The organism is Aurantiacibacter rhizosphaerae (assembly GCF_009807005.1).
Taxonomy (GTDB): domain Bacteria; phylum Pseudomonadota; class Alphaproteobacteria; order Sphingomonadales; family Sphingomonadaceae; genus Alteraurantiacibacter; species Alteraurantiacibacter rhizosphaerae.
Map to the genome: position 1 here is coordinate 1,179,778 of NZ_WUBR01000001.1, position 22,178 is coordinate 1,201,955.

General features: G+C 62.3%; 24 protein-coding genes. 16 read left to right on the forward strand and 8 right to left on the reverse strand.

The window, feature by feature from the left end; translation table 11 throughout:
* Positions 1-27 precede the first annotated feature (27 nt).
* Entirely contained in the window at positions 28-1,410 is a 1,383-nt protein-coding gene (locus tag GRF63_RS05545; RefSeq protein WP_160484938.1) for a leucyl aminopeptidase family protein, read from the reverse strand.
* 49 nt (positions 1,411-1,459) lie between these two features.
* Here GRF63_RS05545 and GRF63_RS05550 point away from each other — a divergent pair, with 49 nt between their 5' ends.
* The 4 genes from GRF63_RS05550 (at position 1,460) to GRF63_RS05565 (ending at position 4,901) form a co-directional block, all read left to right on the forward strand.
* Entirely contained in the window at positions 1,460-2,281 is an 822-nt protein-coding gene (locus tag GRF63_RS05550; RefSeq protein ID WP_160484939.1) for a DUF4163 domain-containing protein, read from the forward strand.
* Positions 2,282-2,325: 44 nt separating this feature from the next.
* Entirely contained in the window at positions 2,326-3,150 is an 825-nt protein-coding gene (gene map, locus GRF63_RS05555) for a type I methionyl aminopeptidase (RefSeq protein ID WP_160484940.1), read from the forward strand.
* A gap of 98 nt (positions 3,151-3,248) precedes the next feature.
* On the forward strand, positions 3,249-3,581 hold the full coding sequence (locus GRF63_RS05560; protein WP_237392299.1) for a c-type cytochrome: 333 nt from the start codon (positions 3,249-3,251) through the stop codon (positions 3,579-3,581).
* Between the two features lie 75 nt (positions 3,582-3,656).
* Positions 3,657-4,901: a cation:proton antiporter gene (locus GRF63_RS05565; RefSeq protein WP_160484941.1), complete on the forward strand. Its 1,245-nt coding sequence runs from the start codon at positions 3,657-3,659 to the stop codon at positions 4,899-4,901.
* Here the strand turns inward: GRF63_RS05565 and GRF63_RS05570 are convergent.
* The gene (locus tag GRF63_RS05570) at positions 4,898-5,560 is read right to left on the reverse strand and encodes a heme exporter protein CcmB (protein WP_160484942.1); all 663 of its coding nucleotides are present in this window, start codon (positions 5,558-5,560) and stop codon (positions 4,898-4,900) included. The genes GRF63_RS05565 and GRF63_RS05570 overlap by 4 nt on opposite strands.
* Positions 5,557-6,150, reverse strand: a complete 594-nt coding sequence (gene ccmA / locus GRF63_RS05575) for a heme ABC exporter ATP-binding protein CcmA (protein WP_160485410.1) — start codon at positions 6,148-6,150, stop codon at positions 5,557-5,559. Before ccmA ends, GRF63_RS05570 begins: the two co-directional genes overlap by 4 nt.
* 53 nt (positions 6,151-6,203) lie before the next feature.
* Here ccmA and GRF63_RS05580 point away from each other — a divergent pair, with 53 nt between their 5' ends.
* Complete coding sequence (locus GRF63_RS05580) at positions 6,204-6,491, forward strand: 4a-hydroxytetrahydrobiopterin dehydratase (RefSeq protein ID WP_160484943.1); 288 nt, start codon at positions 6,204-6,206, stop codon at positions 6,489-6,491.
* Here the strand turns inward: GRF63_RS05580 and GRF63_RS05585 are convergent.
* Complete coding sequence (locus GRF63_RS05585; RefSeq protein WP_160484944.1) at positions 6,488-7,327, reverse strand: SDR family oxidoreductase; 840 nt, start codon at positions 7,325-7,327, stop codon at positions 6,488-6,490. The genes GRF63_RS05580 and GRF63_RS05585 overlap by 4 nt on opposite strands.
* A 12-nt stretch (positions 7,328-7,339) precedes the next feature.
* Complete coding sequence (locus tag GRF63_RS05590) at positions 7,340-9,298, reverse strand: S9 family peptidase (protein ID WP_160484945.1); 1,959 nt, start codon at positions 9,296-9,298, stop codon at positions 7,340-7,342.
* A 160-nt stretch (positions 9,299-9,458) separates the two neighbouring features.
* Between GRF63_RS05590 and GRF63_RS05595 the strand changes: the two genes are divergently transcribed.
* The gene (locus GRF63_RS05595) at positions 9,459-10,286 is read left to right on the forward strand and encodes an alpha/beta fold hydrolase (RefSeq protein WP_160484946.1); all 828 of its coding nucleotides are present in this window, start codon (positions 9,459-9,461) and stop codon (positions 10,284-10,286) included.
* Between the two features lie 111 nt (positions 10,287-10,397).
* Here GRF63_RS05595 and GRF63_RS05600 read toward each other — a convergent pair whose 3' ends face one another.
* From GRF63_RS05600 to GRF63_RS05610, 3 genes are all read right to left on the reverse strand, one after another.
* A complete protein-coding gene (locus tag GRF63_RS05600; protein ID WP_160484947.1) occupies positions 10,398-10,640 on the reverse strand; it encodes a hypothetical protein in 243 nt (80 codons plus the stop codon).
* Positions 10,631-11,674 carry a beta-1,6-N-acetylglucosaminyltransferase gene (locus tag GRF63_RS05605; protein ID WP_160484948.1) on the reverse strand — a complete coding sequence of 348 codons (1,044 nt, stop codon included), beginning with the start codon at positions 11,672-11,674 and terminating at the stop codon, positions 10,631-10,633. The genes GRF63_RS05600 and GRF63_RS05605 overlap by 10 nt, the downstream gene beginning before the upstream one ends.
* Positions 11,675-11,992: 318 nt before the next feature.
* A complete protein-coding gene (locus GRF63_RS05610) occupies positions 11,993-12,610 on the reverse strand; it encodes a DNA-3-methyladenine glycosylase family protein (protein ID WP_160484949.1) in 618 nt (205 codons plus the stop codon).
* 74 nt (positions 12,611-12,684) lie between these two features.
* On the opposite strand from GRF63_RS05610, the gene GRF63_RS05615 reads away from it, so the two are divergent.
* The 10 genes from GRF63_RS05615 to GRF63_RS05660 all read left to right on the forward strand — a co-directional run bounded on the left by GRF63_RS05615 (position 12,685) and on the right by GRF63_RS05660 (position 22,178).
* Positions 12,685-13,002, forward strand: coding sequence for a 2Fe-2S iron-sulfur cluster-binding protein (locus GRF63_RS05615; protein WP_160484950.1), 318 nt, complete (start codon positions 12,685-12,687; stop codon positions 13,000-13,002).
* Between the two features lie 63 nt (positions 13,003-13,065).
* Positions 13,066-14,088 (forward strand): cysteine synthase A, encoded by a 1,023-nt coding sequence (locus tag GRF63_RS05620; RefSeq protein ID WP_160484951.1) that lies wholly within the window; start codon positions 13,066-13,068, stop codon positions 14,086-14,088.
* A gap of 51 nt (positions 14,089-14,139) precedes the next feature.
* Complete coding sequence (locus tag GRF63_RS05625) at positions 14,140-14,469, forward strand: hypothetical protein (protein ID WP_337189618.1); 330 nt, start codon at positions 14,140-14,142, stop codon at positions 14,467-14,469.
* On the forward strand, positions 14,453-15,295 hold the full coding sequence (locus GRF63_RS05630) for a motility-associated ABC transporter substrate-binding family protein (RefSeq protein WP_160484953.1): 843 nt from the start codon (positions 14,453-14,455) through the stop codon (positions 15,293-15,295). The genes GRF63_RS05625 and GRF63_RS05630 overlap by 17 nt, the downstream gene beginning before the upstream one ends.
* 200 nt (positions 15,296-15,495) lie before the next feature.
* A complete protein-coding gene (locus GRF63_RS05635) occupies positions 15,496-16,005 on the forward strand; it encodes a division/cell wall cluster transcriptional repressor MraZ (protein WP_160484954.1) in 510 nt (169 codons plus the stop codon).
* Positions 16,002-16,952, forward strand: a complete 951-nt coding sequence (gene rsmH / locus GRF63_RS05640) for a 16S rRNA (cytosine(1402)-N(4))-methyltransferase RsmH (RefSeq protein WP_160484955.1) — start codon at positions 16,002-16,004, stop codon at positions 16,950-16,952. Before GRF63_RS05635 ends, rsmH begins: the two co-directional genes overlap by 4 nt.
* Positions 16,949-17,491 carry a hypothetical protein gene (locus GRF63_RS05645; RefSeq protein ID WP_160484956.1) on the forward strand — a complete coding sequence of 181 codons (543 nt, stop codon included), beginning with the start codon at positions 16,949-16,951 and terminating at the stop codon, positions 17,489-17,491. Before rsmH ends, GRF63_RS05645 begins: the two co-directional genes overlap by 4 nt.
* The gene (locus tag GRF63_RS05650; protein ID WP_160484957.1) at positions 17,488-19,245 is read left to right on the forward strand and encodes a penicillin-binding transpeptidase domain-containing protein; all 1,758 of its coding nucleotides are present in this window, start codon (positions 17,488-17,490) and stop codon (positions 19,243-19,245) included. Before GRF63_RS05645 ends, GRF63_RS05650 begins: the two co-directional genes overlap by 4 nt.
* Positions 19,246-19,248: 3 nt before the next feature.
* Complete coding sequence (locus tag GRF63_RS05655) at positions 19,249-20,724, forward strand: UDP-N-acetylmuramoyl-L-alanyl-D-glutamate--2,6-diaminopimelate ligase (protein WP_160484958.1); 1,476 nt, start codon at positions 19,249-19,251, stop codon at positions 20,722-20,724.
* Complete coding sequence (locus tag GRF63_RS05660; protein ID WP_160484959.1) at positions 20,721-22,178, forward strand: UDP-N-acetylmuramoyl-tripeptide--D-alanyl-D-alanine ligase; 1,458 nt, start codon at positions 20,721-20,723, stop codon at positions 22,176-22,178. The genes GRF63_RS05655 and GRF63_RS05660 overlap by 4 nt, the downstream gene beginning before the upstream one ends.

Genomic DNA, 22,178 nt, shown 5'->3' on the forward strand with positions numbered 1-22,178 from the left:
GCGGGGCGATGGCTGCAACCTTATGCCCTAACCATAACGTCCGCGAAGCGCGTGAAACGCGGCTCGCAGGCCCAGCGCAGCGCCGCCCTTGGTCCGGCCCGGCTTGGCTGACGGACGCCATGCGAAGGTATCGAAATGCGCCCAGTCGATATCCTCTCCCACGAATCTGTCCAGGAACAGGCCTGCGACGCTGGCCCCGGCATAGCCATTGGTGTGGGTGTTGTTGATATCGGCGATATCTGATTTCAGCCATTCGCGATAACCGTCCGGCAGGGGCAGTCGCCACGGCGCGTCATCATGCGCCTTGCCTGCTGCGATCAACTGTTCTGCGGTCTGGTCTCGCCGGGTCATCAGGGCTGGCAGGTCCGGCCCCAAGGCAACGCGCGCAGCACCCGTCAGCGTGGCGAAATCGATGATCAGGTCAGGCTCATGCTCGCTGGCGAGGGTAAGCGCATCGCCCAGGATCAGGCGACCTTCGGCATCGGTATTGCCAATTTCCACGCTCAGCCCCTTGCGGCTGTCCAGCACGTCTCCGGGTCGAAAAGCGTTTCCGGCGATGGCGTTTTCCACAGCGGGAACGATGCAGTGGAGGCGGAGCTTCAATCCAGCCTTCATGATCAGTTCCGCCAGGGCGAGGGCATGCGCCGCGCCGCCCATGTCTTTCTTCATCAGCAGCATGCCGCGCGATGGCTTGATATCCAGACCGCCCGAATCGAAGCATACGCCCTTGCCGACGATGGCAACGCGGGGATGGCTTTCATCGCCCCATTCCAGCTCTATCAGGCGCGGGGCATGCTTGCGCTCCGCCGCGCGGCCCACGGCGTGAACCATGGGAAAGCCCTTTTCCAGCGCATCGCCGCGCGTCACCGTGATGGCGGCATCCTGCGCCTTTGCAATGCGTTCAGCCTCCGCCTCCAGCGCGGCGGGGCCCATGTCCTCTGCCGGGGTGTTCACCAGATCGCGCACCAGGCACGCGGCCTGCGCTTCGGCGCTGACCAGTTCGATCTTGGCCACATCCTCAGTCAACAGCACGCGCGGCCCCTCGGCATCGCTATCGTCGCGATAGCGGGTGAAGCGGTATTGGGCCGTCTGCCAGCCGAACATGGCCGGGCCCGCTTTGGCATTGGCCAGGCGATAGGTTCCGGCGGGCAGATCTTCCGCCAGCTTGGCAAGGCACCAGCTCGACAACTCGTCCGGATCGGGCACGCCGCCGATGGCGAACCAGCCTTCGCCATCGGGAACGATCCCCACCTGATAGCCGCCGCCCTTGAATTTCTGCGCTGCAAGGGCCGCACGCTGCGGTCCGCTTAAGCCATTGGATACACTTTCGAAGCTGTCTTCGTTTACAAGATGGATCGCGATGGCATCCTGCCCGCGATCCGGCTGGATCAGATCTGTTGCAATAGTCATGGAATTCCGCTTGCCGTTTTCATCGCCGTTTGGGAAGGCTTACCCCGTGATGATCCGACGATTCACTTTACTGACGGTTCCGGCCCTGCTGGCTGCATGCGTTCCTGCGGACGATGTGGACGATCCAGCGGCCAGCTCTTCCCCCGATACCCCGGTCCCGCCGGATGTGCCGGGCGGGGAGGCAGCACCTGCGCCATTGGGCGGCGCGCGGGAGGTGGAGGAGCGGACGGACCTGTTCCTGTTCGCATATTCCTATCCACAGGCTGCGGGAGAAACGCCAGGACTGGCCGATTGGCTTGATCGCCGACTCGACAGGGAACGCGATGGCCTGGCCAAGCGGGCGGAAAGAGGGCGCCGGGAAGCCCGCGACGATGGCTTCCCGTTCAACAGCTATTCCAGCAGAACGGCGTGGGAAGTGGTGGCAGACCTGCCCGACTGGCTGAGCCTGTCCGCCGATCTTTCCAGCTATTCTGGCGGGGCGCATCCCAATTACGGCTTCGACACGATCGTGTGGAACAAGGAGGAAGCCGCGGCGATGGAGCCGATTGCCTTTTTCGATTCCGCGCAGGCGCTGGACAGCGTGCTGGGCCCGCAATTGTGCGACGCGTTGAATGAAGAGCGGGAGAAACGGCGCGGGCAGCCGGTGGAGGATAGCGGTGACGATCTGTTCGATGCCTGCGTGAAGCCGGATGAAACAAATGTCCTGCTCGGCTCTACCAACGGCAAGACAATCAACCGCATCGGCATCCAGATCGCGCCCTATATCGCGGGACCATATGCGGAAGGCAGTTACGAGTTCACCTTCCCCGTAACGGCGCAGCTGATGGGCGTGGTGCGCGAGGAATACAAACCCGCATTCGCAGCCGACTGATCAGCCCTCTCGCAATTTGGCGGCAAAGGTCTTAAGTGGGGCGGATGACAGAATACCAGCACGTTACCGCCGATACGACCGTCTACCGCGACGGCACCATCAAGCTGCATGGGCCGGAAGGCTATGAAGGTATGCGCAAGGCCGGCCGCCTTGCCGCCGAAATCCTGGACGAGATGGCGACGCGCGTCGAACCCGGCGTGACGACGGCAGAGCTGGACCGTGTGGTGCGCGAGATGACGCTGGATGGCGGCGCGGTTCCGGCCACGCTGGGCTATCGCGGTTTCACCCATTCCTGCTGCATCTCCATCAATCACGTGGTGTGTCACGGTATTCCGGCGGACAAGCGGCTGAAGGAAGGCGACATCGTGAATATCGATGTGACCCCGCTGCTGGACGGCTGGCATGGCGATACCAGCCGCATGTACCTGGTGGGCGATGTGCCCTTGAAGGCGAAGAAGCTGGTGGAAGTAACCCACGAATGCCTGATGACGGGCATCGCACAGGTGCGCCCCGGCGCAAGGCTGGGCGATATCGGCGCCGCGATCCAGGAACTGGCGGAACGTCACCGTTATGGCGTGGTGCGTGAATTTTGCGGCCATGGCCTTGGCCGCCTGTTCCACGATGCGCCCGAAGTGGTGCATGCCGGAAGGCGCGGCACCGGGCCGGAACTGAAGGCGGGCATGTTGATGACCATCGAACCGATGATCAATCTGGGCCGCCCGCATGTGAAGATGCTCAATGACGGGTGGACCGCCGTTACCCGCGATAAGAGCCTGAGCGCGCAGTTCGAACATTCCATCGGCATCACCGATGACGGCTGCGAGATTTTCACAAAGTCGCCAAAAGGCTTGGACAAGCCGCCTTATTGATCCAGCGCAAAGACCGGTAGGCGGTAACGATCTAAGCTCGTTTTTTATGAAACGGAGCCGTTATGCCAAGATTGATCCCGCCGATGGTTTTGCCGCTGATGGTCTTTCCGCTGCTTCTGGCCGCATGCCAGACCGCGCAGCCACAATCCGACGCTATGCAGGCAGACCCTGAGGACAGGGCCCTGGCCGAGGCTGCGTGCGGCAGCTGTCATTCGGTGGAGGCATATGGCCTGTCGCCCAATGCAGCCGCGCCCGAATGGCCCCGCATCGCCAACACGCGCGGCCTGACGCGGGCATCGCTCACCACCTGGCTGACGGATGCGCACAATTACCCGGCCGATATGGATTTCTATCTGGATGAGGCCGAGGTGGAGCAATTGGTGGACTACATGATGACCCTGCGCCGAGAGGATTATCACCCACCCTATTGACGCAGTGGCAAGCCTTCTCGGCACATCGGCGTTCCCTGCGCATTGTTACAATGCTTTGCGCGGGAACCCTGTCTGATGTTTGAATTTGAATCCTATCATATTCTGATGGCGGCGGCTGGTGCCGCAATCATCGCTTCTTACTGGTTGCCGCGCTTCTTTTCGGGCCGCGAACCTGCGGCGGCGCCGTTGCTTATTCTCGCAGGCTTCCTCGCCTTTGCCTTTGTCCCGGGCATGCCATCGGCAATAGACCCGGTGCAAAATCCGCGCATCTGGGAACGCACGGCAGAGCTTGCCGTGATCATCGGCCTGTTCGGCACGGGCCTGCGGATCGACAAGCTGATCGGCCACGGATTGTGGACACCGACCTTGCGCCTGTTGCTGCTGGGCATGCCGATCACCATCGTGGCGCTGGCGCTGTTCGGCTGGATGGCCGCGGGCATGACGATGGCAGGCGCGCTGCTGCTGGGGTCCATCCTCTCGCCCACCGATCCCGTGCTGGCCGGCGATGTGCAGGTTGGCCCGCCGCTGGAGGGCGGGGAGCATCCTGTACGCTACGCCCTGACGACGGAGGCCGGCCTGAACGACGGGCTGGCCTTTCCCTTCGTGCACCTGGGCATCATGGTGGCGACTGCTGGCATATTGACCTCCGACATGTTGGCCGAATGGGCCTTGCGTGACCTGCTCTATCGCGTGGCGATGGGCGCTGTGGCGGGTGCTGGCGCGGGCTGGCTGCTGGGCAAGATCCTGTTCGACTGGCCGCGCCATAATGCACTGTCGCAAACGCAATCGGGCGTCATCGCCTTTGCAGGGGTCATCCTGGCCTATGGCGCTACGGAGTTTTTGGAAGGTTACGGCTTTATCGCCGCATTCGTGGCCGGGCTGGTGTTGCGGCGGGAGGAATCGGAAGATCACTTCCACGAAAAGCTGCACAGTTTTTCAGAAGCGCTGGAACATACGTTGACTGCCATCCTGCTGGTGGCGCTGGGCGCCGCCATCCCCGCGCTGCTGCCCTATCTGGATTGGTCTCATGCCATCATCGGACTGGCGCTGATTTTCCTGATCCGGCCCCTGATCGGCTGGTTTTCTCTGGCAGGGGCAGGGCTGAACAAGCGAGAGCGGGCGGCGGTTTCCTTCTACGGCATCCGGGGCATCGGCTCTATCTATTACCTCGCCTACGCCGGGCATCACGTTGATCTGGTGGACGAGGGTGCGCTGTGGGCGACAGTGGCCTTCACCATCGTTGTGTCTGCCACGGTGCATGGCCTCAGCGCAGGCGTTGCCGTCAGCCGCGCAACGGGGGAGGAGCAGGCGCCGGGCTAGCCTTCACGCGCGGCGCGGATTGCAGCGCCCCCGGCAAATGGCGCAATCGCCACCAGTACAAGGCTGATGGCCGCAGTCAGCGCAATGCCGCCTTCGCCGCCTGTTGAAAGCGATCCTGCACCGAATATCAGCAGCGGCACGGCCAGCGGGATCACCAGCAGGCCCGAAAGCGCCGCGCCGCCGCTGCGCAGGCCCACTGTCACGGCGGCGATGATGATGCCAATGGCGGCGAGGCCGGGCGTGCCCGCCAGCAGGCCAAGTTCCACAGTGCGCAGGGTCGCCCCGTCAATCCCCAGCAGCGCGCTGGCGGGCAGGGCGGCCAGCATCAGGAACGGCCCGAAGCTGAGCCAATGGGCCAGCAGGCGCACGGCCACCACCATCTCCTCCGCCACGCCGCGCAGCGCCCATTGATCGAAGAAACCGGCTTCCAGATCGGGGGCCAGCAGCCTGTCCAGCGGCAGGATTGCGGCCAGCAGCGCCGCCACCCAGATCACCCCGCCGCCGGTTGCCACCAGCAGATTGGGGTTGGGGCCAACAGCGAAGGGATACAGCATCGCCACGGCAAGGAAGAACAGCAGCGGCAACAGCGTGTTGCCCTTGCGCGCGCCCGGCAGGAATTGCGCGAGATCGCGCAGCAGCAGGGTGCGGATCGCGCTCATGCGGCGATGCCCGGTGCATAATCCGGCAGGTGCAGCACATCCATGCCGGGAATGCCGATCGGCTGGTGGCTGGCGACAAGGGCAATGCCGCCGCCCGCCACGTGGCTTTCCACCAATTGTTCCACCATGCCCACCGCGTCCTGATCCAAGCCGTTCAGCGGTTCGTCCAGCAGCCAGATACGCGCGTCCTGCCCGATCATGCGGGCAAGGGCGGCGCGCTTTCGCTGCCCGGTGGAGAGATAGCGCACGGGCACATCCAGCAAATCAGTCAGCCCAAGCCGCGCCAGATCATCGCCAGATACCGCGCCATCCATGCCCGCCCAGAATGCCAGCGCGCGGCCCAGCGGCAGATGTTCGTCCAGCGCCAGCGACTGATCCAGCAGTGCCGTGCTGCCCGCACGTTCCACCACGCCCGCATAGGGGCGCAGCAATCCGGCCATGATGCGGATCAGGCTGGATTTACCGGTGCCGTTCGATCCCGTCACGTGGCAGGCCGTTCCAGCATCGAGGTTTAGCGACAGCGCGCGGAACAGCAGCCGCTCCCCACGGCGGCAGGCAAGGTCACGAGCGGCAAGGCGGGGCGCTTCCATCACTTCGCGCGTTAGGGCAGGGAAGCCACATCACGCAAGCAAGGGAGTCGCAGATGAGCGTCAAGAAACTGGATCAGGCAGAAGCGCAGGCTGCGCTTGGCAAGCTGGATGGCTGGGAATTTGACCGGGATGGCGATGCCATGCGCAAGGAATTCAAGTTTGCCGATTTCAGCGAGGCATGGGGATTCATGAACCGGATTGCCCTGATCGCGGAGAAATCCGACCATCATCCCGAATGGTTCAACGTCTACAACAAGGTGGATATCATGCTGACCACGCATGACGCGGGCGGCCTGTCGCAGCGCGATGTGGACATGGCGCAGGCTATAGAGGCGCTTTAGCCCGGATCATTCCTGCTGGCGCGATTTTCCCGGCGTTCATGCGCTTCGGCCAGAGTGCGGGCGCGCTTGCGCAGCAGGCCGGGAAACCATTTTGCCACGCGCGCCAGCTTGCGCGCCGTCTTGCCAACAAGGATATGCACCTTGTTACCGTGCACCGCATTCCAGGCCTCATCCGCCACCACTTCTACGGGTGTGAACTCCAGCCCGGCTTTCACCACCGCTTCGCGAATGGGCGTGTTGCGGCTGCGGTTGGGTGGCTGTTTTAGCAGCGGGGTATCGATAAAGCTGGGCATCAGGGATCGCACCTTGATGCCATGCACGCTCCATTCCGCGTCCAGGCTTTCCGTCATCGATTTAACGCCAGCCTTCGTCGCGCCATAGATGCTCTGGTTGGCCATGCCATAGATGGCCGCTGCACTCGCCGTGTTGAGCAGGCAGGCATTGGGGGCCGCAGCTTTCAGAAAGTCGAAACCGGCCTTTGCCCCGTAAAATACGGCGCGCAGGTTCACATCCAGCAGCAGGTCCAGCTCCTCATGCGAAACCTCTTCCAGCGGACCGCCAGAGGGCAGGCCCGCATTATTGGCGATCACATTGATGCTGCCGCCGGAATTCTTCGCAAAGTCCGACAGGGCGACATCCCACGCGTTGCGGCTGGTTACGTCAAAAGTGTAGGTGTGGCACTGACCCTCTGGCAGCAGCGCCTTCGTTTCTTCCAGCCCCGCAGAATCGCGATCCGCAATCCCCACGCGCCAGCCTTGGGCGGCAAATTTCTGCGCGATGGCGCGGCCGATGCCTGACGCCCCGCCGGTAATGAAGATGCTTTTCTGCGCGACCAAGCGACCTCTCCCCTAAAGCCCTACATGCGCCTTACCGTTGGGAATTTGCGCGGTCGAGGCTTCCAGAACATCGCCCACAGGTTCGGCCCGTCCGCCAATGCATTCAGCCAGGAAATTTTCCGTGATGGCGTTGAAGGCGATGTTGTTTTCCGGGCGATGGAAACCGTGGCCCTCGTCAGGGAAAAGGACATAGGTGACCGGCACCCCGTCACGCTCCATCGCTTCCACGATCTGATCGCTTTCGGCCTGCTTCACGCGCGGATCATTGGCGCCCTGGCCGATCAGCAGCGGCTTTGTAATTTCGCTCGCTTTGTAGAGCGGGCTGATGGATTTCAGGAACTCCAGACCTTCTGGCGTGGTGGGGTCGCCCATGCGTTCATGGAACTGCTTGATCAGCGGCTCCCAATAAGGCGGGATGGTCTCCAGCAGGGTTTCCAGGTTGGAAGGGCCGACGATATCGACGCCGCAGGCAAACACCTCTGGCGTGAATGTCAGGCCCACCAGCGTGGCATAGCCGCCATAGCTGCCGCCCATGATGGCAACCTTGTCCTTTTCGGCAATGCCTTCTGCCACGGCCCAGTCCACGGCATCCAGCAGGTCATCATGCATCTTGCCGGACCATTCCTTGTCACCGGCGCTGATGAAGCCCTTGCCGAAACCGGCGGAGCCGCGGAAGTTGACGGACAGCACGGCATAGCCGCGATTGGCCAGCCACTGATGCGTGCGGTTATAGCCATAGCCATCGCGCGCCCACGGCCCACCATGCACCACCAGCACCATTGGCACAGGCGCATCGGGCACACCGTCGCCGTCATCATCGCATTGTGGGGGCAGGGTGAGGTAGCTTGGCAGGATCAGCTCGTCGCGCGCCTTGATCTCGCGCGCATGCATGGGTTGCAGCGGTGCGCCTTCCAGTTCCGGCTGGGTGGTGTAGAATTTCGTCAGTGTCATCGCGTCGCGATCGAACAGATAGCTGGCGACGGGCCCTGTCAGCGGGTCATTCGCAACAAGCCAGCGCCGATCATCGTCGGTGCGCGACTGCACGCCGAAATCGCCCTCCAGCCGCTCCCGCAGCCAGGCGAAAGCTTCGCCGATTTCCGGGTCGATGGCGTGGTGTTCCGTGCGCAGGTACGCAACGTTGTACGCCAGCACCTCGCCCGTCTGCTTGTGCCGCATGGTGCCGCCGATATCGGCCTTGTCGTGCTCTGCGATGAGTGCGCGCTCACCCGTCTCGGTATTTTCGGCAAACAGGGCGGCGGTGTCCCGGCCACGGCTGTCGAGCCAGTAGAGCGTCTTTCCGTCGGTGGTGTAGCCAGCCATGCCGGTGGTGATGGAATCGTCCAGCCCGGTCCGCTCCCGTGGGGTCTCTTCAACCTTGCCATCGGTGATGAGGTGCATGTCCGTGCCGCCTTGCGCATTCTGGCGCACAGCCCAGCGCAGGTTGAGATTGTCGTCCGCCTCGAAGCCTGCCCATTCGTTGTTCTCGAACACCAGCTCCAGCTTGCCCGTCTTCAGGTTCAGCATGTGCACATCGTGGAACCGCGCATCACGATTGTTGAGGCCGACGAGGAACCGATCCTTGATGTTGTTGGAGGAGCCGATGATCTGCGCGCGGGTCTCCTCGAACGGGGTGAGGCACTTTTCCTGCGCACCTTCCGCGATGCCGACCTGGTAAAGCAGGAAGTTCTCGTCCCCCTCCTTGTCGCGCACATACATCAGGCTTTCGCTGTCAGGCGCCCAGAAATAGCCGGGGATCGGCCTGTCCTTCGCACTGGTCATACGGCGCGGATTTTCAGGATCGTCAGCCGGGGCCATGAACACGTTCATCACGCCTTCCCACGGCGCCATCCAGCTGACCCACTTGCCATCCGGGCTGATCTTCCCCTGCGAACGGGTGGGATTGCCGAACAGGTGATCGCGCGGGATCAACGGAGTGTCGGAAACGCGGGCGGCGGCAGTAGAGGCGGTCATGGTTTCTCCCGAAATGTGTTGCCAAGACAGGTAGGCGCGCGCCGCCCGAAAACAACGGGTCGGCATATCGGCGGCCAAGGCGGCGGGTAGGGCGGCGGAACCGGAAGGGCAGCAAATTCATTTACATATCGAAACAAAACCAATCGGAGAGATATGCAAAATGGCTAAATTCAAAACCCGCGACGGCACCGCAATTCGCTACAAGGAGCTTGGCGAGGGGCGACCCGTCATCCTCATCCACGGCTGGCCGCTGTCAGGCGATAGCTGGGATCCTGTGATGATGGCGCTGGCCGACAATGGCATGCGCGCCATCGCCTATGACCGCCGCGGCTTTGGCCGTTCCGATCATGCCGCCAGCGGATATGATTACGACACTTTCAGTGACGATCTGGCCGACCTGATCGCCCACCTTGGCCTTGGCGACAATATCGGCCTTGCCGGCTTCTCCATGGGCGGCGGCGAGATCGCGCGGTACATGAGCCGCCACGGCGGCAAGGGCGTGTCGGCAGCCGCGCTGGTCAGCTCTGTCGTGCCATACATGCTGAAGACGGATGACAATCCTGACGGCGTGCCCGAAGAAACCCTGCAGGAAATGACGAAGGGCATGAAGGACGACTTCCGCGCCTTCTTCACCGATTTCTTCAAGGACTTCTACGGCGTCGGCGGCCCCGGCACGCAGGTGAGCGACGAGGAACGCCACTGGGCTTGGATGACCACGATGCAGAGCGCGCAATACGCCACGCTGAAATCCGCCGCCGCCTTCGGCTTCACGGACTTCCGGCCGGACCTGCCACACTTCAAGGTGCCCACGCTGGTGATCCATGGCACCGAGGACAAGACCGTGCCCATCGACGCCACCGGCCGCCAGGTGGCAGAAAAGGTGCCCAGCGCCACGCTGATCGAATATGAGGACGAGCCGCACGCCGTGTTTGCAACCGTCACCGACAGACTGTCAGGCGACCTGGTGGACTTCTTCTCGAAAAATTGATGCGCATTTAAGACGGCGGCGCTGTGATGGCGTCGCCGTTTTCGTCCTGGTGGTCGGATGTCCGCTTTCGACCACTTTTCAGACCTCCATTAATAAAAGTATGGCAATCGCCTAAGCTTGGTATTTCTTGCTCTCGCCATTCGCCTCTTCGGCAAACTGGCGCAAGATTTCGGCGTCCTCTTTACTAAGAGAGGTGGGGCTTTTCGCTTCTCTTTCCTCGGCACGTAAGGCTTCAAGACCCCATGCTTCAGCAGCCGTGGCCGCGATAATGCGTCTATTGGCCAATGGGTCGTTAACTGCACGTTCCAGGTGACGTGCCTGTTCGCTGCGGCATTTCTCTGCACTCAGTTGCACAGCCTTTCGCTTTCTCGACCTGTCTCCATTTTTGGAAGATCGTGAGAAATACAATTCTCTTGCATAGGCGCAGAGGTTTTGGTGCTCACACTGCCGGCAATGGTCCGCGAAGTTTGAGTGGGCCGGGCAGAGGTCAACTCCAGCTCTCTAGCGGCGAGAGATGTTTGTGGTACCTCGCCCGATCCTCGGTATCGGATCGCTGCCGGTGATTTCAGGTGGCTTTCAAGCAGAGAAAGGATTTTCGTCTCATACTCGGCATCGAACTTGCGCGCGAAAAGATCGGTACTTCGCCTCAATTGCTCGAAATCGTTCTCGTCATAATTGCGTGGCCGCAATTTGATGTCACCATCGGGCACCCAATCGATCATTCTTAGATCATCGTTCATAACAGTGCCATGATCGATACTGTTCATCATCACGGTCTGGAAGAACGCTTCGTCCGCGATAAAACTGTTACTATAAAACGTCTTGAACCGTTCCGCTCCGGGGTCATGGCAGACATACTCGCAGAAACTGCGCGTCACAGCCTTCCACTGCGTCCCTATGAACGGCGTGTCACCAAGCATGTACGGGCGCGCAATGCCCGTCGCAGTCATTCTCCCATGCTCCTCTTTGAACACATGGCTAATGCGGTTCATCGTATCGGGCCGCTCTCTGGCCTGATCGAGCGCGCGGATAAACTGCTTGCCGGGGTGCGCCGCGAAAAATTGTCGAATGTAGTTCTGGCTCTTTAGAGGGAAATCCTGACCTGAAAGATTGATATAGTGGGTCCACTCACTATCCATCTCGAGCAGGCGAGCCATCCCTCGCAGTTCAGCGTCCACAAGACTGTATCCGCCCCAGAGAGCGTCTTTCGATTCCAGCATTTCGACACCCTGATAAGGCGTCAGAAAGTCTGTGATTTCCTCAGTCAGGTTCGCACCAGAGCCTTTGTCGATGTGTACGACATACTGGTTCCCGGGCATGTAGATTGCCTTGAACAAACGCTTGAATTGAGCTGGATAGCGATGAACGAGAAGGAAGTAAGCGATCATAAGGCAGGACCCTTGGATCGACCGCGCCAGGCTGCCGAAACCCCGGGCACGTCGATTGCGTTTCCTGTCTCAGGAACGCCAATCAAATGAATTTTTGATCGTGAAGAGACACCGCCAGACAGAACTGCGATCAATCGCAATGGCGTAATAGGTAAATGGCGCTCCTATTCGCGGGTTACAAGGCTCTATCATTTCAACTAAGTTTGCGAACTCGTATCCATGTTTCATGTCTGGGTTTGAAATCCATCTAACGCCTAATTCCAAGCGTCCGCTCCCCACCCCAACACCAGCCCCGGCCCCTTCCCGAAAAGCCTGCTCTCAGAGCGCCGGATTATTGTAGCAGTGCCAAGTAAAAATCGCCGTCGCGCCGCGGTGCGGGCGCCAGGGTTCGGCCAGCGCGCGGGTGGCCTTTTCGTCGGGGCGTTCCTCGAGGCTAAGGATCTTGCCGATGCCTGCCATCACGGCCAGGTCTCCGGCGGGCCAGATGTCGGGGCGGCCTTCTGCGAACAGCAGGTAAATTTCGGCTGACCACCTTCCGATGCCCTTGATCTTCGTAAGCTCCGCAATCGCTTCCTCGTCATCGGCGGGCAGGTTCTCGAAATCGACTTCACCCGCCACCACCAGTTCGCACAGCGAACGGGCATAGCCCTGTTTCTGGCGCGACAACCCGCAGGCACGCAAGGTATCGAAATCGCGTTCCAGCAGGTCTGGCGGGGTGAAATCCTCCCCCAGTTCCGCTTCAAGCTTGTTCCACATCGAACTGGCGGCGGCGACAGACACCTGCTGGCCCACGATGGTCCGTAGCAGCGTCTTGTAGCCGGTGTCGCGAATGCGCGTTTCGGGATAGCCGGCGATTTCCAGTGCGCGGGCGATTTTCGGCTCCCGGCTGGCGACTTCATCCAGTCCCGTTTTGATTTGCCCTGCCGTCAATCCCATTGCCTCTTCCTTGCCATTCACGCGTGAATTGCCTAGCAGCGCCGCGTTTGATCACCAGAGGAAATGCACAAGCCATGCCCACGCTCAATGTTACCAATCGCTCCGGCGAGGAAACCACCGTCGAAGTTGCCGAAGGCCTGACAGTGATGGAAGCCATTCGCGACAACGGCTTTGACGAGTTGCTGGCGCTGTGCGGTGGTTGCTGCTCCTGCGCCACCTGTCATGTGCATGTGGACCCTGCGTTCAAGGACAAGCTGCCGGAAATGAGCGAAGACGAGGACGATCTGTTGGATTCCAGCGATCACCGCGATGATAATTCGCGCCTGTCGTGCCAGATCCCCTTCACCGCCGCGCTGGACGGGCTGAAGGTGAAGATAGCCGAAGAAGATTGAGTTTTGTTCGCTCAAGGGCTTCTCGCGTTGCGCTGAGGCTTGGAGCATCCTAACTCTGTCGGCATGACAAACCCGCCAGCACGCACATCGACGCTTGATCTTATCGGCCACACGCCGCTCGTCCTGCTGGAAGGTCCCAGCAAGGCGGCGGGGTGCGAGATCTGGGGCAAGTGCGAATTCGCCAATCCCGGCGCCTCTGTAAAGGATCGCGCGGCCCTGTGGATCGTGCGCGATGCAGAGGCACGCGGAGAGTTGAAGCCCGGCGGTACGGTGGTTGAGGGTACGGCGGGCAACACCGGCATCGGCATTGCGCTGGTGGCCAATGCGCTGGGCTACAAGACGGTAATCGTCATGCCCGACAACCAGTCCAAGGAAAAGATGGACACGCTGCGCGCGCTGGGTGCGGAGCTGGTGACGGTGCCGCCCACCAAGTTTGCCGATCCCAATCACTTCGTCCACACCAGCCGCCGCATCGCGGAGGAAACGCCAAACGCGCTGTGGGCCAACCAGTTCGATAATATCGCCAACCGCCGCGCCCATATAGAGGGCACCGCGCCCGAAATCTGGGAGCAGCTGGAAGGCCGCGTGCACGGTTTCACCTGCGCCGTGGGCACGGGCGGCACGCTGGCTGGCGTGGGGCTTGGGCTGAAGGAAAAGGATGAGAACATCCGCATCGCGCTGACCGATCCGCATGGCGCGGCGCTGTATAATTACTACGAGAATGGAGAGCTTTCGTCCGAAGGTTCCTCCGTTGCAGAAGGGATCGGGCAGGGGCGTATCACCGCCAATCTGGAAGGCGCGCCGATCGATACGCAGTTCCGCATCTCTGATGAAGAAGGGCTGAAATGGGTCGCCCACCTGCTGCGTAAAGAAGGATTGTGCCTTGGCCTTTCCAGCGGGATCAACGTGGCAGGCGCCATCGCGCTGGGGCGGCAATTGGTTGCCGACGGCGTGGAGAACCCGCGCGTTGCCACGATCCTGTGCGACACGGGCTTCCGCTATCTTTCCACCCTCTACAACGCGGCGTGGCTGCGCCAGAAGGGCCTGCCTGTGTTTGACTGGTTAGGTTCAGCTTCGGAGGCGTAAACGGGCCGCATGGCACTCGATCCCAGAGACCTTTTGCGACCCCGTGGCCCGGTGAGCGAACCGGCTCCCCTGGCCGGAACCCGCTCTGAACGCATTCAGCGTTTGCAGATCGGCCTGTTCGGTATTGGCGCAATGGTGATGCTGGTGGGCCTGGCGGACGTGGTGATCAGTCGCGCGCAACTGACGGAGGCAGAAGCCGTCCCGGAAGCAGCGCCCACGGTGGAGGCGACGGAAAGCACCGCGCCGCGCGATCCGCTGGCCGATGCGGGCGTGGTGCCCGAATTGCCGCCGGAGCCGACCGCAACTCCATCTCAAAGCGCGACCCAGCCCACGCAGGATGTCCCTCCGCCAGCGTCCCGTACCGATGCTCCGGCTGAATAGTCTGTTCGCCGCCGCCGCGCTGACGCTGTGCTGCGTGCCTGCGGCTGCGGAGGAAGAGGCGCGCCCGGAAGTCGCCCTGATGGGCACTGTCCCCATTTTCTGGGGGGAGGCTGACGGATTTGCAGAACTGCTGTCTGGCGATGCGCCGTCCCACTGGGCGCGCGGCGTGCTGGAGGAAGGCTTCGACCTTGCCCCTCTGGATTACCTTTCGGCAGACGCGCTGAAAGGGCATAAATATTTGCTGATGGCACAGCCACGCGGTTTGACGGGGGAGGAGAATGTCGCCCTCGACGCATGGGTTCGCGATGGCGGTTCTTTGTTGCTGTTCGCCGATCCGCGGATGACGGGCGAAAGCCGCTTCCACATCGGTGACCGTCGCCGTCCGCAGGATGTGGCGCTGTTGTCCCCCATCCTGGCGCATTGGGGGCTGGAGCTTGCCTTCGATCCGGCGCAGCAGGCGGGGCCGCACACGGTCAATCACTTTGGCGATGCAATCCCTGTAAACCTGCGCGGCGAATTGCGCCCCGTGGGAGACGCGCAATATTGCACCACCTCGGCAGACGGTCTGCTGGCGCATTGCGCGATTGGCGCAGGCCAGGTGATGATCGTGGCCGATGCCGCGATGTTGGACATTTTTGACCGGACGGATGCGGGCGAAAGCGCGCTGCGCTGGCTGGTCGCGCATATTTTCGAAGAATTTGGGGATCGTGCGGGAAATGATGTCCCGGCGACTCATGAAGCGACCGAAAATCAGCGGGATTCGGTCGAATCTCCTGAATCGGAGCATCACCATCACCATTTGCATGGCGGGAATCACAGCCAATAAAAACAATGATTTAATAGCTTCTCCCACAATTTCCCGCAATTTCCCCTTCCATCCCGCGCCCTCCCGCGTTATTCGGTGATTCCATCGGACATAAAGCCCGTGCTGCGCCCCCATTGGGGTGACCGGGTCGTGCTGACGCGCGGCCTGCGGCGGAGGAGTTGTGTCTGCGAATGGGGACTATTGTTGAGGGGTAGGCGCGCGTGGCGCAGCGGCCAGCAGGATATAGGGGGCAGGGCTTTTCGCTTCGCGGCGAAAAGGATCGCTTCGTCTTGCCGCCTTTGTTCCGCAAGGTTTTTGCCGAACTGGGCGATGAAGGCGTGCTGTGCGTTGCTAAGCACCACACCTATCCCTGCCTGACCGCCTTCGGCCCCTCCCGCACTGAAACCTTTGAAGATATCCTCGACAAGGAAGAGGAAAACGCAGTGCGCCGCGATATCGATTTCGATCGCGACCTGCGCTCCACCCAGATGTGGACCTTCACCGAAGTGCCGTTCGACAAGAGTGGCCGCTTCATCCTGCCCCCGCGCTTCTGCAAGGTTGGCGGCATTGGCGAGAACATCTGCTTCCTGGGTGGTGGCCAGTTCCTGACGATGTGGGACCTGGACCGGCTGGGCGAAATGGGCGGCGGCTGGGAAGACCAGTACGAGCTGTGCCTGGCAGAGGCTGAGGATGCCCGCGCCAAGTCTGCCGCAAAGGCGAAGCGATCATGACCGGCGCTGCACCCCATATCCCCGTGCTGCTGGATGAAGTGATCGACGCACTCGATCCGCAGCCCGGCGATGTCATCATCGATGCGACATTCGGTGCAGGCGGATATACGCGCGCCATTCTGGATCGCGGGGCGACGGTGCACGCTTTCGATCGTGATCCCGATGCGATTTCAGCGGGCAGCCAGTGGGCGGAGACGAAGGCCGATCCGCCGCGCCTCGTGCTGCATCAGCGCCGCTTTTCCGAAATGGCGCAATCCATGGCTGAGGCTGGCATCGCGCAGGTGGACGGCATCGCGATGGATATCGGCGTATCGTCCATGCAACTGGATCAGCCGGAGCGTGGCTTTGCCTTCTCCAGCAATGGCAAGCTGGACATGACGATGAGCCAGTCCGGCCCCAACGCCGCCGATTTCGTGAACGAGGCTGCGGAAAAGGACATTGCCGACGTTCTTTACCAATACGGGGAAGAGCGCCAGTCGCGCCGCGTGGCCCGCGCCATCGTGGCAGCGCGCCCGCTTACCACCACCGGCGAACTGGCTGCTGTGGTGCGCAAGGCGCTGGGCCATCGGCCGGGCGACAAAAAGGATCCTGCCACCCGGTCCTTCCAGGCCATCCGCATCCATGTGAACGGAGAGCTGGACGAGCTGGAGCAGGGGCTGGCAGCCGCCGAGCAATTGCTGGGCGAGGGCGGCCGGCTGGCCGTGGTCAGTTTCCATTCCCTAGAAGACCGGATCGTGAAGAAATTCCTGCGCGACGCCGCGAACGCCAATCCGCGCGTATCGCGCCATCTGCCCGACGTGCAGGACGATGGCACCGCGCGTTTTGCCAAGCTGTCCAAGGCGATCCGCCCCTCTCAGGCGGAAATTGACCGTAACCCACGGGCGCGCTCCTCCACGCTGCGCGCCGCCGTACGTACCAATGCACCTGCAAGAAAGGATGTCGCATGACACCGCAAAGCCGCATCCGCCGCATCGGCTGGCTCGCCGCTCTGGGCACCTGCATCGTCCTTTATATCCTGCTGCATGTGAAGGTGAACGCGGTGCATGCCGAGGTCATCCGGGCAGAGCGGGAGATCGTTCGGCTTGAAAACCAGAACATGCTGCTGGAAACGGAATTTCTCACCCGGTCCAGCCAGGTGCAGCTGGCCGCGTGGAACCGTGTGGACTTCGGTTTTGAAGCGCCGCGCGCGGAACAGTTCATCGACAGCCCGATCCAGCTGGCAAGCTTTGGCAGCCCGCGCAGCGCAGACGCCCCGGCCCCCATCTTGCTGGCGGGCATGACATCGGGCGAGGATATGCCCGATTTCCCGCAACTGGTATCCCCGCTCACCGGGAAGCCGGTGGATGAGCGTGTGCTGGCAGGCGATGAACCGACAGAGGGGCATCTGGCCGTTACACTTGCACCGGGGCCGCTGCGCGTTCCCATCGTCACATCCGTCGGCGCACCCCTGGCCAGCGTGGCCATCGCGGGGGCTGGCCAGCGGTGAGCACCTACGCCGCCCCGCACACTTTTATCACCGGGCAGACGCGGCGTGTCGATCATCGACGCCGCGCCTTGCTGGTGGCGCGCCTGCGGCTGTTGCTGATTGCGTTCGTCTTCGTGCTGGTTGCTGCGGCGGCGCTTGTCCGCATCGCCTGGATCGGCACGATAGAACCCGGCCCCAAGGAACTGTCCATGGCCGACGCGCTGCTGCCGCCGCGCGGAGAGATCACGGATCGCAACGGAGTGCCGCTGGCGCGCGCCTTCCCGGCCTATGCCCTGTGGTTCAATCCCGCCGCGATGACAGAGGGCGGTGACGGCGGCCCGCCGCTGGTGAAAACGCCGGACGAGGTGGCCGACGAACTGATCGCGATCTTCCCCGATCTGGACCGGCACGAAATTACCGAGAAACTGCGGTCCGGCAGGCCCGGCTATCTTCGCCGGCGCGTTCTGCCTGAAGATGCGAACCGCGTGATCGCCATCGGCGAACTGGCGCTGGAACTGCCGCGCGAGGCGGATCGCCATTATCCGCAAGGCTCTCTTGCTGCGCATATCCTCGGCTATGTGGGTGCGGACGGGAATGGCCGCGTGGGCATGGAAGCTGTGCTGAACGAACAGCTGCTGGATCCCGTGCGCCGCGCAGAACCCGTGGCATTGTCCATCGACATGCGCGTGCAGGGTGCGTTGGAGGATGAGCTGCGCAGCGGGATGAAGGCCGTGAATGCCGTGGGCGCGGCGGGCATCGTGCTGGATGTGGATACAGGAGAGGTGATGGCGCTTGCCTCCCTGCCGGAATTTGATCCCAACGAAGTGCAATCCTCCGACGTTCGCGTGACGCAGGAACAGTATGAGCGCGGCATCGTGGCGCCTGCGTTCAACCGCGTGACCAATCAGGTTTACGAGCTGGGCAGCACGTTCAAGCCGCTGACCGTTGCCGCCGCAATCGACAGCGGATCGATCACCAACCTGGCGCGCCGTTACGATGCAAAGCCGTATAAGGTGCAGGGCCACACGGTGCGCGATTCCCATGAAATGGGCGCTTCGCTGAACGCGCCTGAAATGCTGATCCATTCCTCCAACGTGGTGACCGGCCACATCGTGGACGAGATGGGCGCGGCCACCTTGCGCAAGTACATGGTGGATCTGGGCATGAACGAGCGGCCCTATATCGAATTGCCGGCGCGCGGTTTCCCGCTGTGGGCGTCTGGCGAATGGTCGCGCATCAGGGGCATCACCGTTGGCTATGGCCACGGCGTTTCCGTCACCCCGCTGCATCTGGCCAGCGCCTATGCCGCGATGGTGAACGGCGGCATCTGGCGTCCGGCCACATTGCAGCGGCTGAAGCCGGGCGGTGCTCCACGTGGACGCCGCGTGTTCAAGGCCAGCACCAGCGCGCGCATGAACCAGCTGCTGCGCATGATCGCCGTCTATGGCACGGGCCGTAATGCCAATGCGCCGGGCTTCCGCGTGGGCGGCAAGACGGGCAGCGCGGAAAAGCCCGGCAACGGCGGATATCGCCAGACGACGCTGGTTTCCACATTTGCCGCCGCCTTCCCCATGGACAATCCGCGCTTCGTTGTGATTGCCATGCTGGATGAACCAAAAGGCACGGTCGCCAGCTCTTTCCAGCGGACGGCTGCGTGGAACGCGGCGCCTATCGTGGGCCGCCTGGTGCCACGCATCGGCCCGCAACTGGGTGTGTTGCCCGATGCCAATCGCGATATTGATCTGACGGACCTGCGCCCGTTGGTGGGGGACTGAGCCATGCGAATTGCCGAACTTGCCAGCCAGATGGGTATCGACGCCGGAGAAGCCGCAGATACCCGCGTCACCGGTTTTGCCATCGATCATCGCAAGGTCGCGCCGGGCAATGTCTTCGGCGCGTTCCAAGGTGCGGCGGTAAACGGGGAGGACTATATCCCCGCCGCCATCGCCAGCGGTGCCATCGCGATCGTTGCCCGGCCAGAGGCCAAGGTGGAAGGCGCCGTGCATCTGGCGGATGACAATCCCCGCCGCGCCTTTGCCCGCGCGGCATCGCTGTTCTTCCAGCCCACGCCCGAAACCGTGGTTGCCGTCACCGGCACCAACGGCAAGACCAGCTGCGTGGAGATGACGCGCCAGATCTGGCGCATGTGCGGCGAACGTGCGGCCAGCATCGGCACGCTGGGCGTAACCACGCCCGATGAAAGCGTATCCACCGGGCTGACCACGCCCGATATCGTCACCTTCCTTTCGAACATGACGGGCCTTTCGCGCGAAGGCGTGACGCATGTGGCCTATGAAGCATCCAGCCACGGCCTGTCCCAGTACCGTAACGAGGGATTGTCCGTGCAGGCGGGCGCATTCACCAATCTCAGCCGCGATCACCTCGATTATCACAAGGACATGGACGATTACTTCGCGGCCAAGATGCGCCTGTTCACCGAAGTGGTGGATGACGGCGGCACCGCAGTAATCTGGGCCGATGATGAATGGTCCGCCAAGGTGATAGAGATTGCCAAGGAGCGCGGGCTGACGCCGTTCACCGTGGGAGAGCAGGGCAAGGGTATCAACCTGATTGCTCGCAATCCCAGCCCATTGGGGCAGGAACTGAAATTTGTTCACGGCGGCAAGGCCTATGCCATCCGTCTGCCGCTGATCGGTGCGTATCAGGTTGCCAATGCGCTGACCTCTGCCGGTCTGGCGCTGGCTACAGGAGCGGAGGCGGACCGGGTTTTCGATGCGGTTTCGCGGTTGCAGCCCGTGCGCGGCCGGCTGGAGCGGGCGGTGATTTGTGCCAGCGGAGCGCCGGTTTATGTGGATTACGCCCACACCCCCGATGCCCTTGCCGCTGCAATTGCTGCATTACGCCCACACGTGAATGGTCGCCTCATCACAGTTTTCGGCGCGGGCGGGGACCGCGATACCGGCAAGCGCGCACCCATGGGGGAGGCAGCGGCTGCGGGCAGCGATCTTGTGTTCGTGACGGATGACAATCCGCGCGGCGAGGACGCGGCCAGCATCCGCAGCGAAGTGATGCGCGGTGCGGGGGACAAGGCCAGGAATATCGGCGGCAGGCGCGATGCCATCACCGCCGCCATTACAGAGGCGAACAGTGACGACATCGTGCTGATCGCGGGCAAGGGACATGAGCAGGGACAGATCGTGGGATCGGGAGAGAACATGAAGGTATTGCCGTTCGACGATGTGGACGTTGCTCGTGAATGTGCAGCAGCGCTTTCATCGGGTGGCGCACGATGAGCGCGGCACTGGATCTGCTGCGCTGGCCCCGCCGCAAAAGCGACCCTGCGCGTCTTGCCCTGTGGACGGCTGACGAGATCGCGGCCGCTACAGGCGGGACTGCTTATGGTGAATTTCAGGTTAGCGGCGTTGAGATGGACAGCCGCGACGTGCGCGGCGGGGACCTGTTTGTAGCGCTGAAGGGCGAGGCCATGGACGGCCATCGTTTCCTTGAAAAAGCCTTTGCCAATGGCGCGGCGGCAGCCCTGGTGGATCGGGAAGTCGATTACCCCCATGTTCGCGTGGAAGATACGACCAAGGCTTTGGAAGCATTGGCAAAAGAGGCGCGGCGGCGTAGCATTTCCAGGATCGTCGGGGTGACGGGTTCTGTCGGCAAGACCGGCGTGAAGGAAGCCATTTTCGCCGCGCTGGAACGCACCAGCCGCGGTGCCGCCCATCGCAGCGTGCGCAGTTATAACAACCACGTCGGCGTTCCGCTCAGCATGGCGCGCATGGCACCGCGCAGCCGCTATGGTGTGTTCGAGATGGGCATGAACCACGCGGGAGAGATTTCAGGCCTTACCGCGATGGTGCGCCCGCACGTGGCCGTCATCACCACGATTGCGCCCGCCCACATCGAAAATCTTGGTTCGATGGAAGGGATTGCCGCTGCCAAGGCAGAAATTTTCGAGGGGCTGGAAAAAGGCGGCACCGCCGTCATCCCCGCCGATATTGAGCAATTTGCCCAATTGCGCGATGCGGCAAAGGCTGCCGGCGCAAAGGTGATTGCCTTTGGTCGCAGTGAACAGGCAGACCTGCGCCTGCTGGACGCTATTCCCGATGGCACCGGCGGCTCTCTGGTGACGGCGGCGATGGGCGAAACGCGGCTTTGCTTTACCGTGGCGGAACCGGGCGAACACTGGATCGACAATGCATTGTGCGTGATGGCCGCTGTCTACGCGGCAGGCGGCGATCTGGGTGCGGCAGGGCTGGCGCTGGCCGAAATGGGCGGCCTGAAGGGGCGCGGTGCGCGTGTGCGGGCGAAGGTGCCCGGCGGCTATGCATTGGTGATAGACGAGAGTTACAATGCCAATCCCGCTTCCATGCGCGCCACGCTGGCGCAGCTGGGGCAAACGCCTGCCACGCGGCGGATCGCGGTGCTGGGCAGCATGAAGGAACTGGGCGATTTCGCGCCCGCTTTCCACGCCCAGCTGGCCGAGCCGGTGGAAGCTGCCCGCATCGATCACGCCATCCTGGTGGGTGAAGAGATGACTGCCCTTGCACGTGAGATGGGGAAAGACGCGAATCGGGCGCTTGGCAACGCCCCAAGCTTTGCCCATTGCGATAATGCGGGCGAGGCAATCGCAGCCTTGCAGGAATTCGGCCTTGCCGGTGGAGACGCCGTGCTGGTGAAGGGTTCCAACTCGGTAGGGCTTGCCCGCGTTGTGGCCCACTTCACGGCCAGGGAAGGCTGA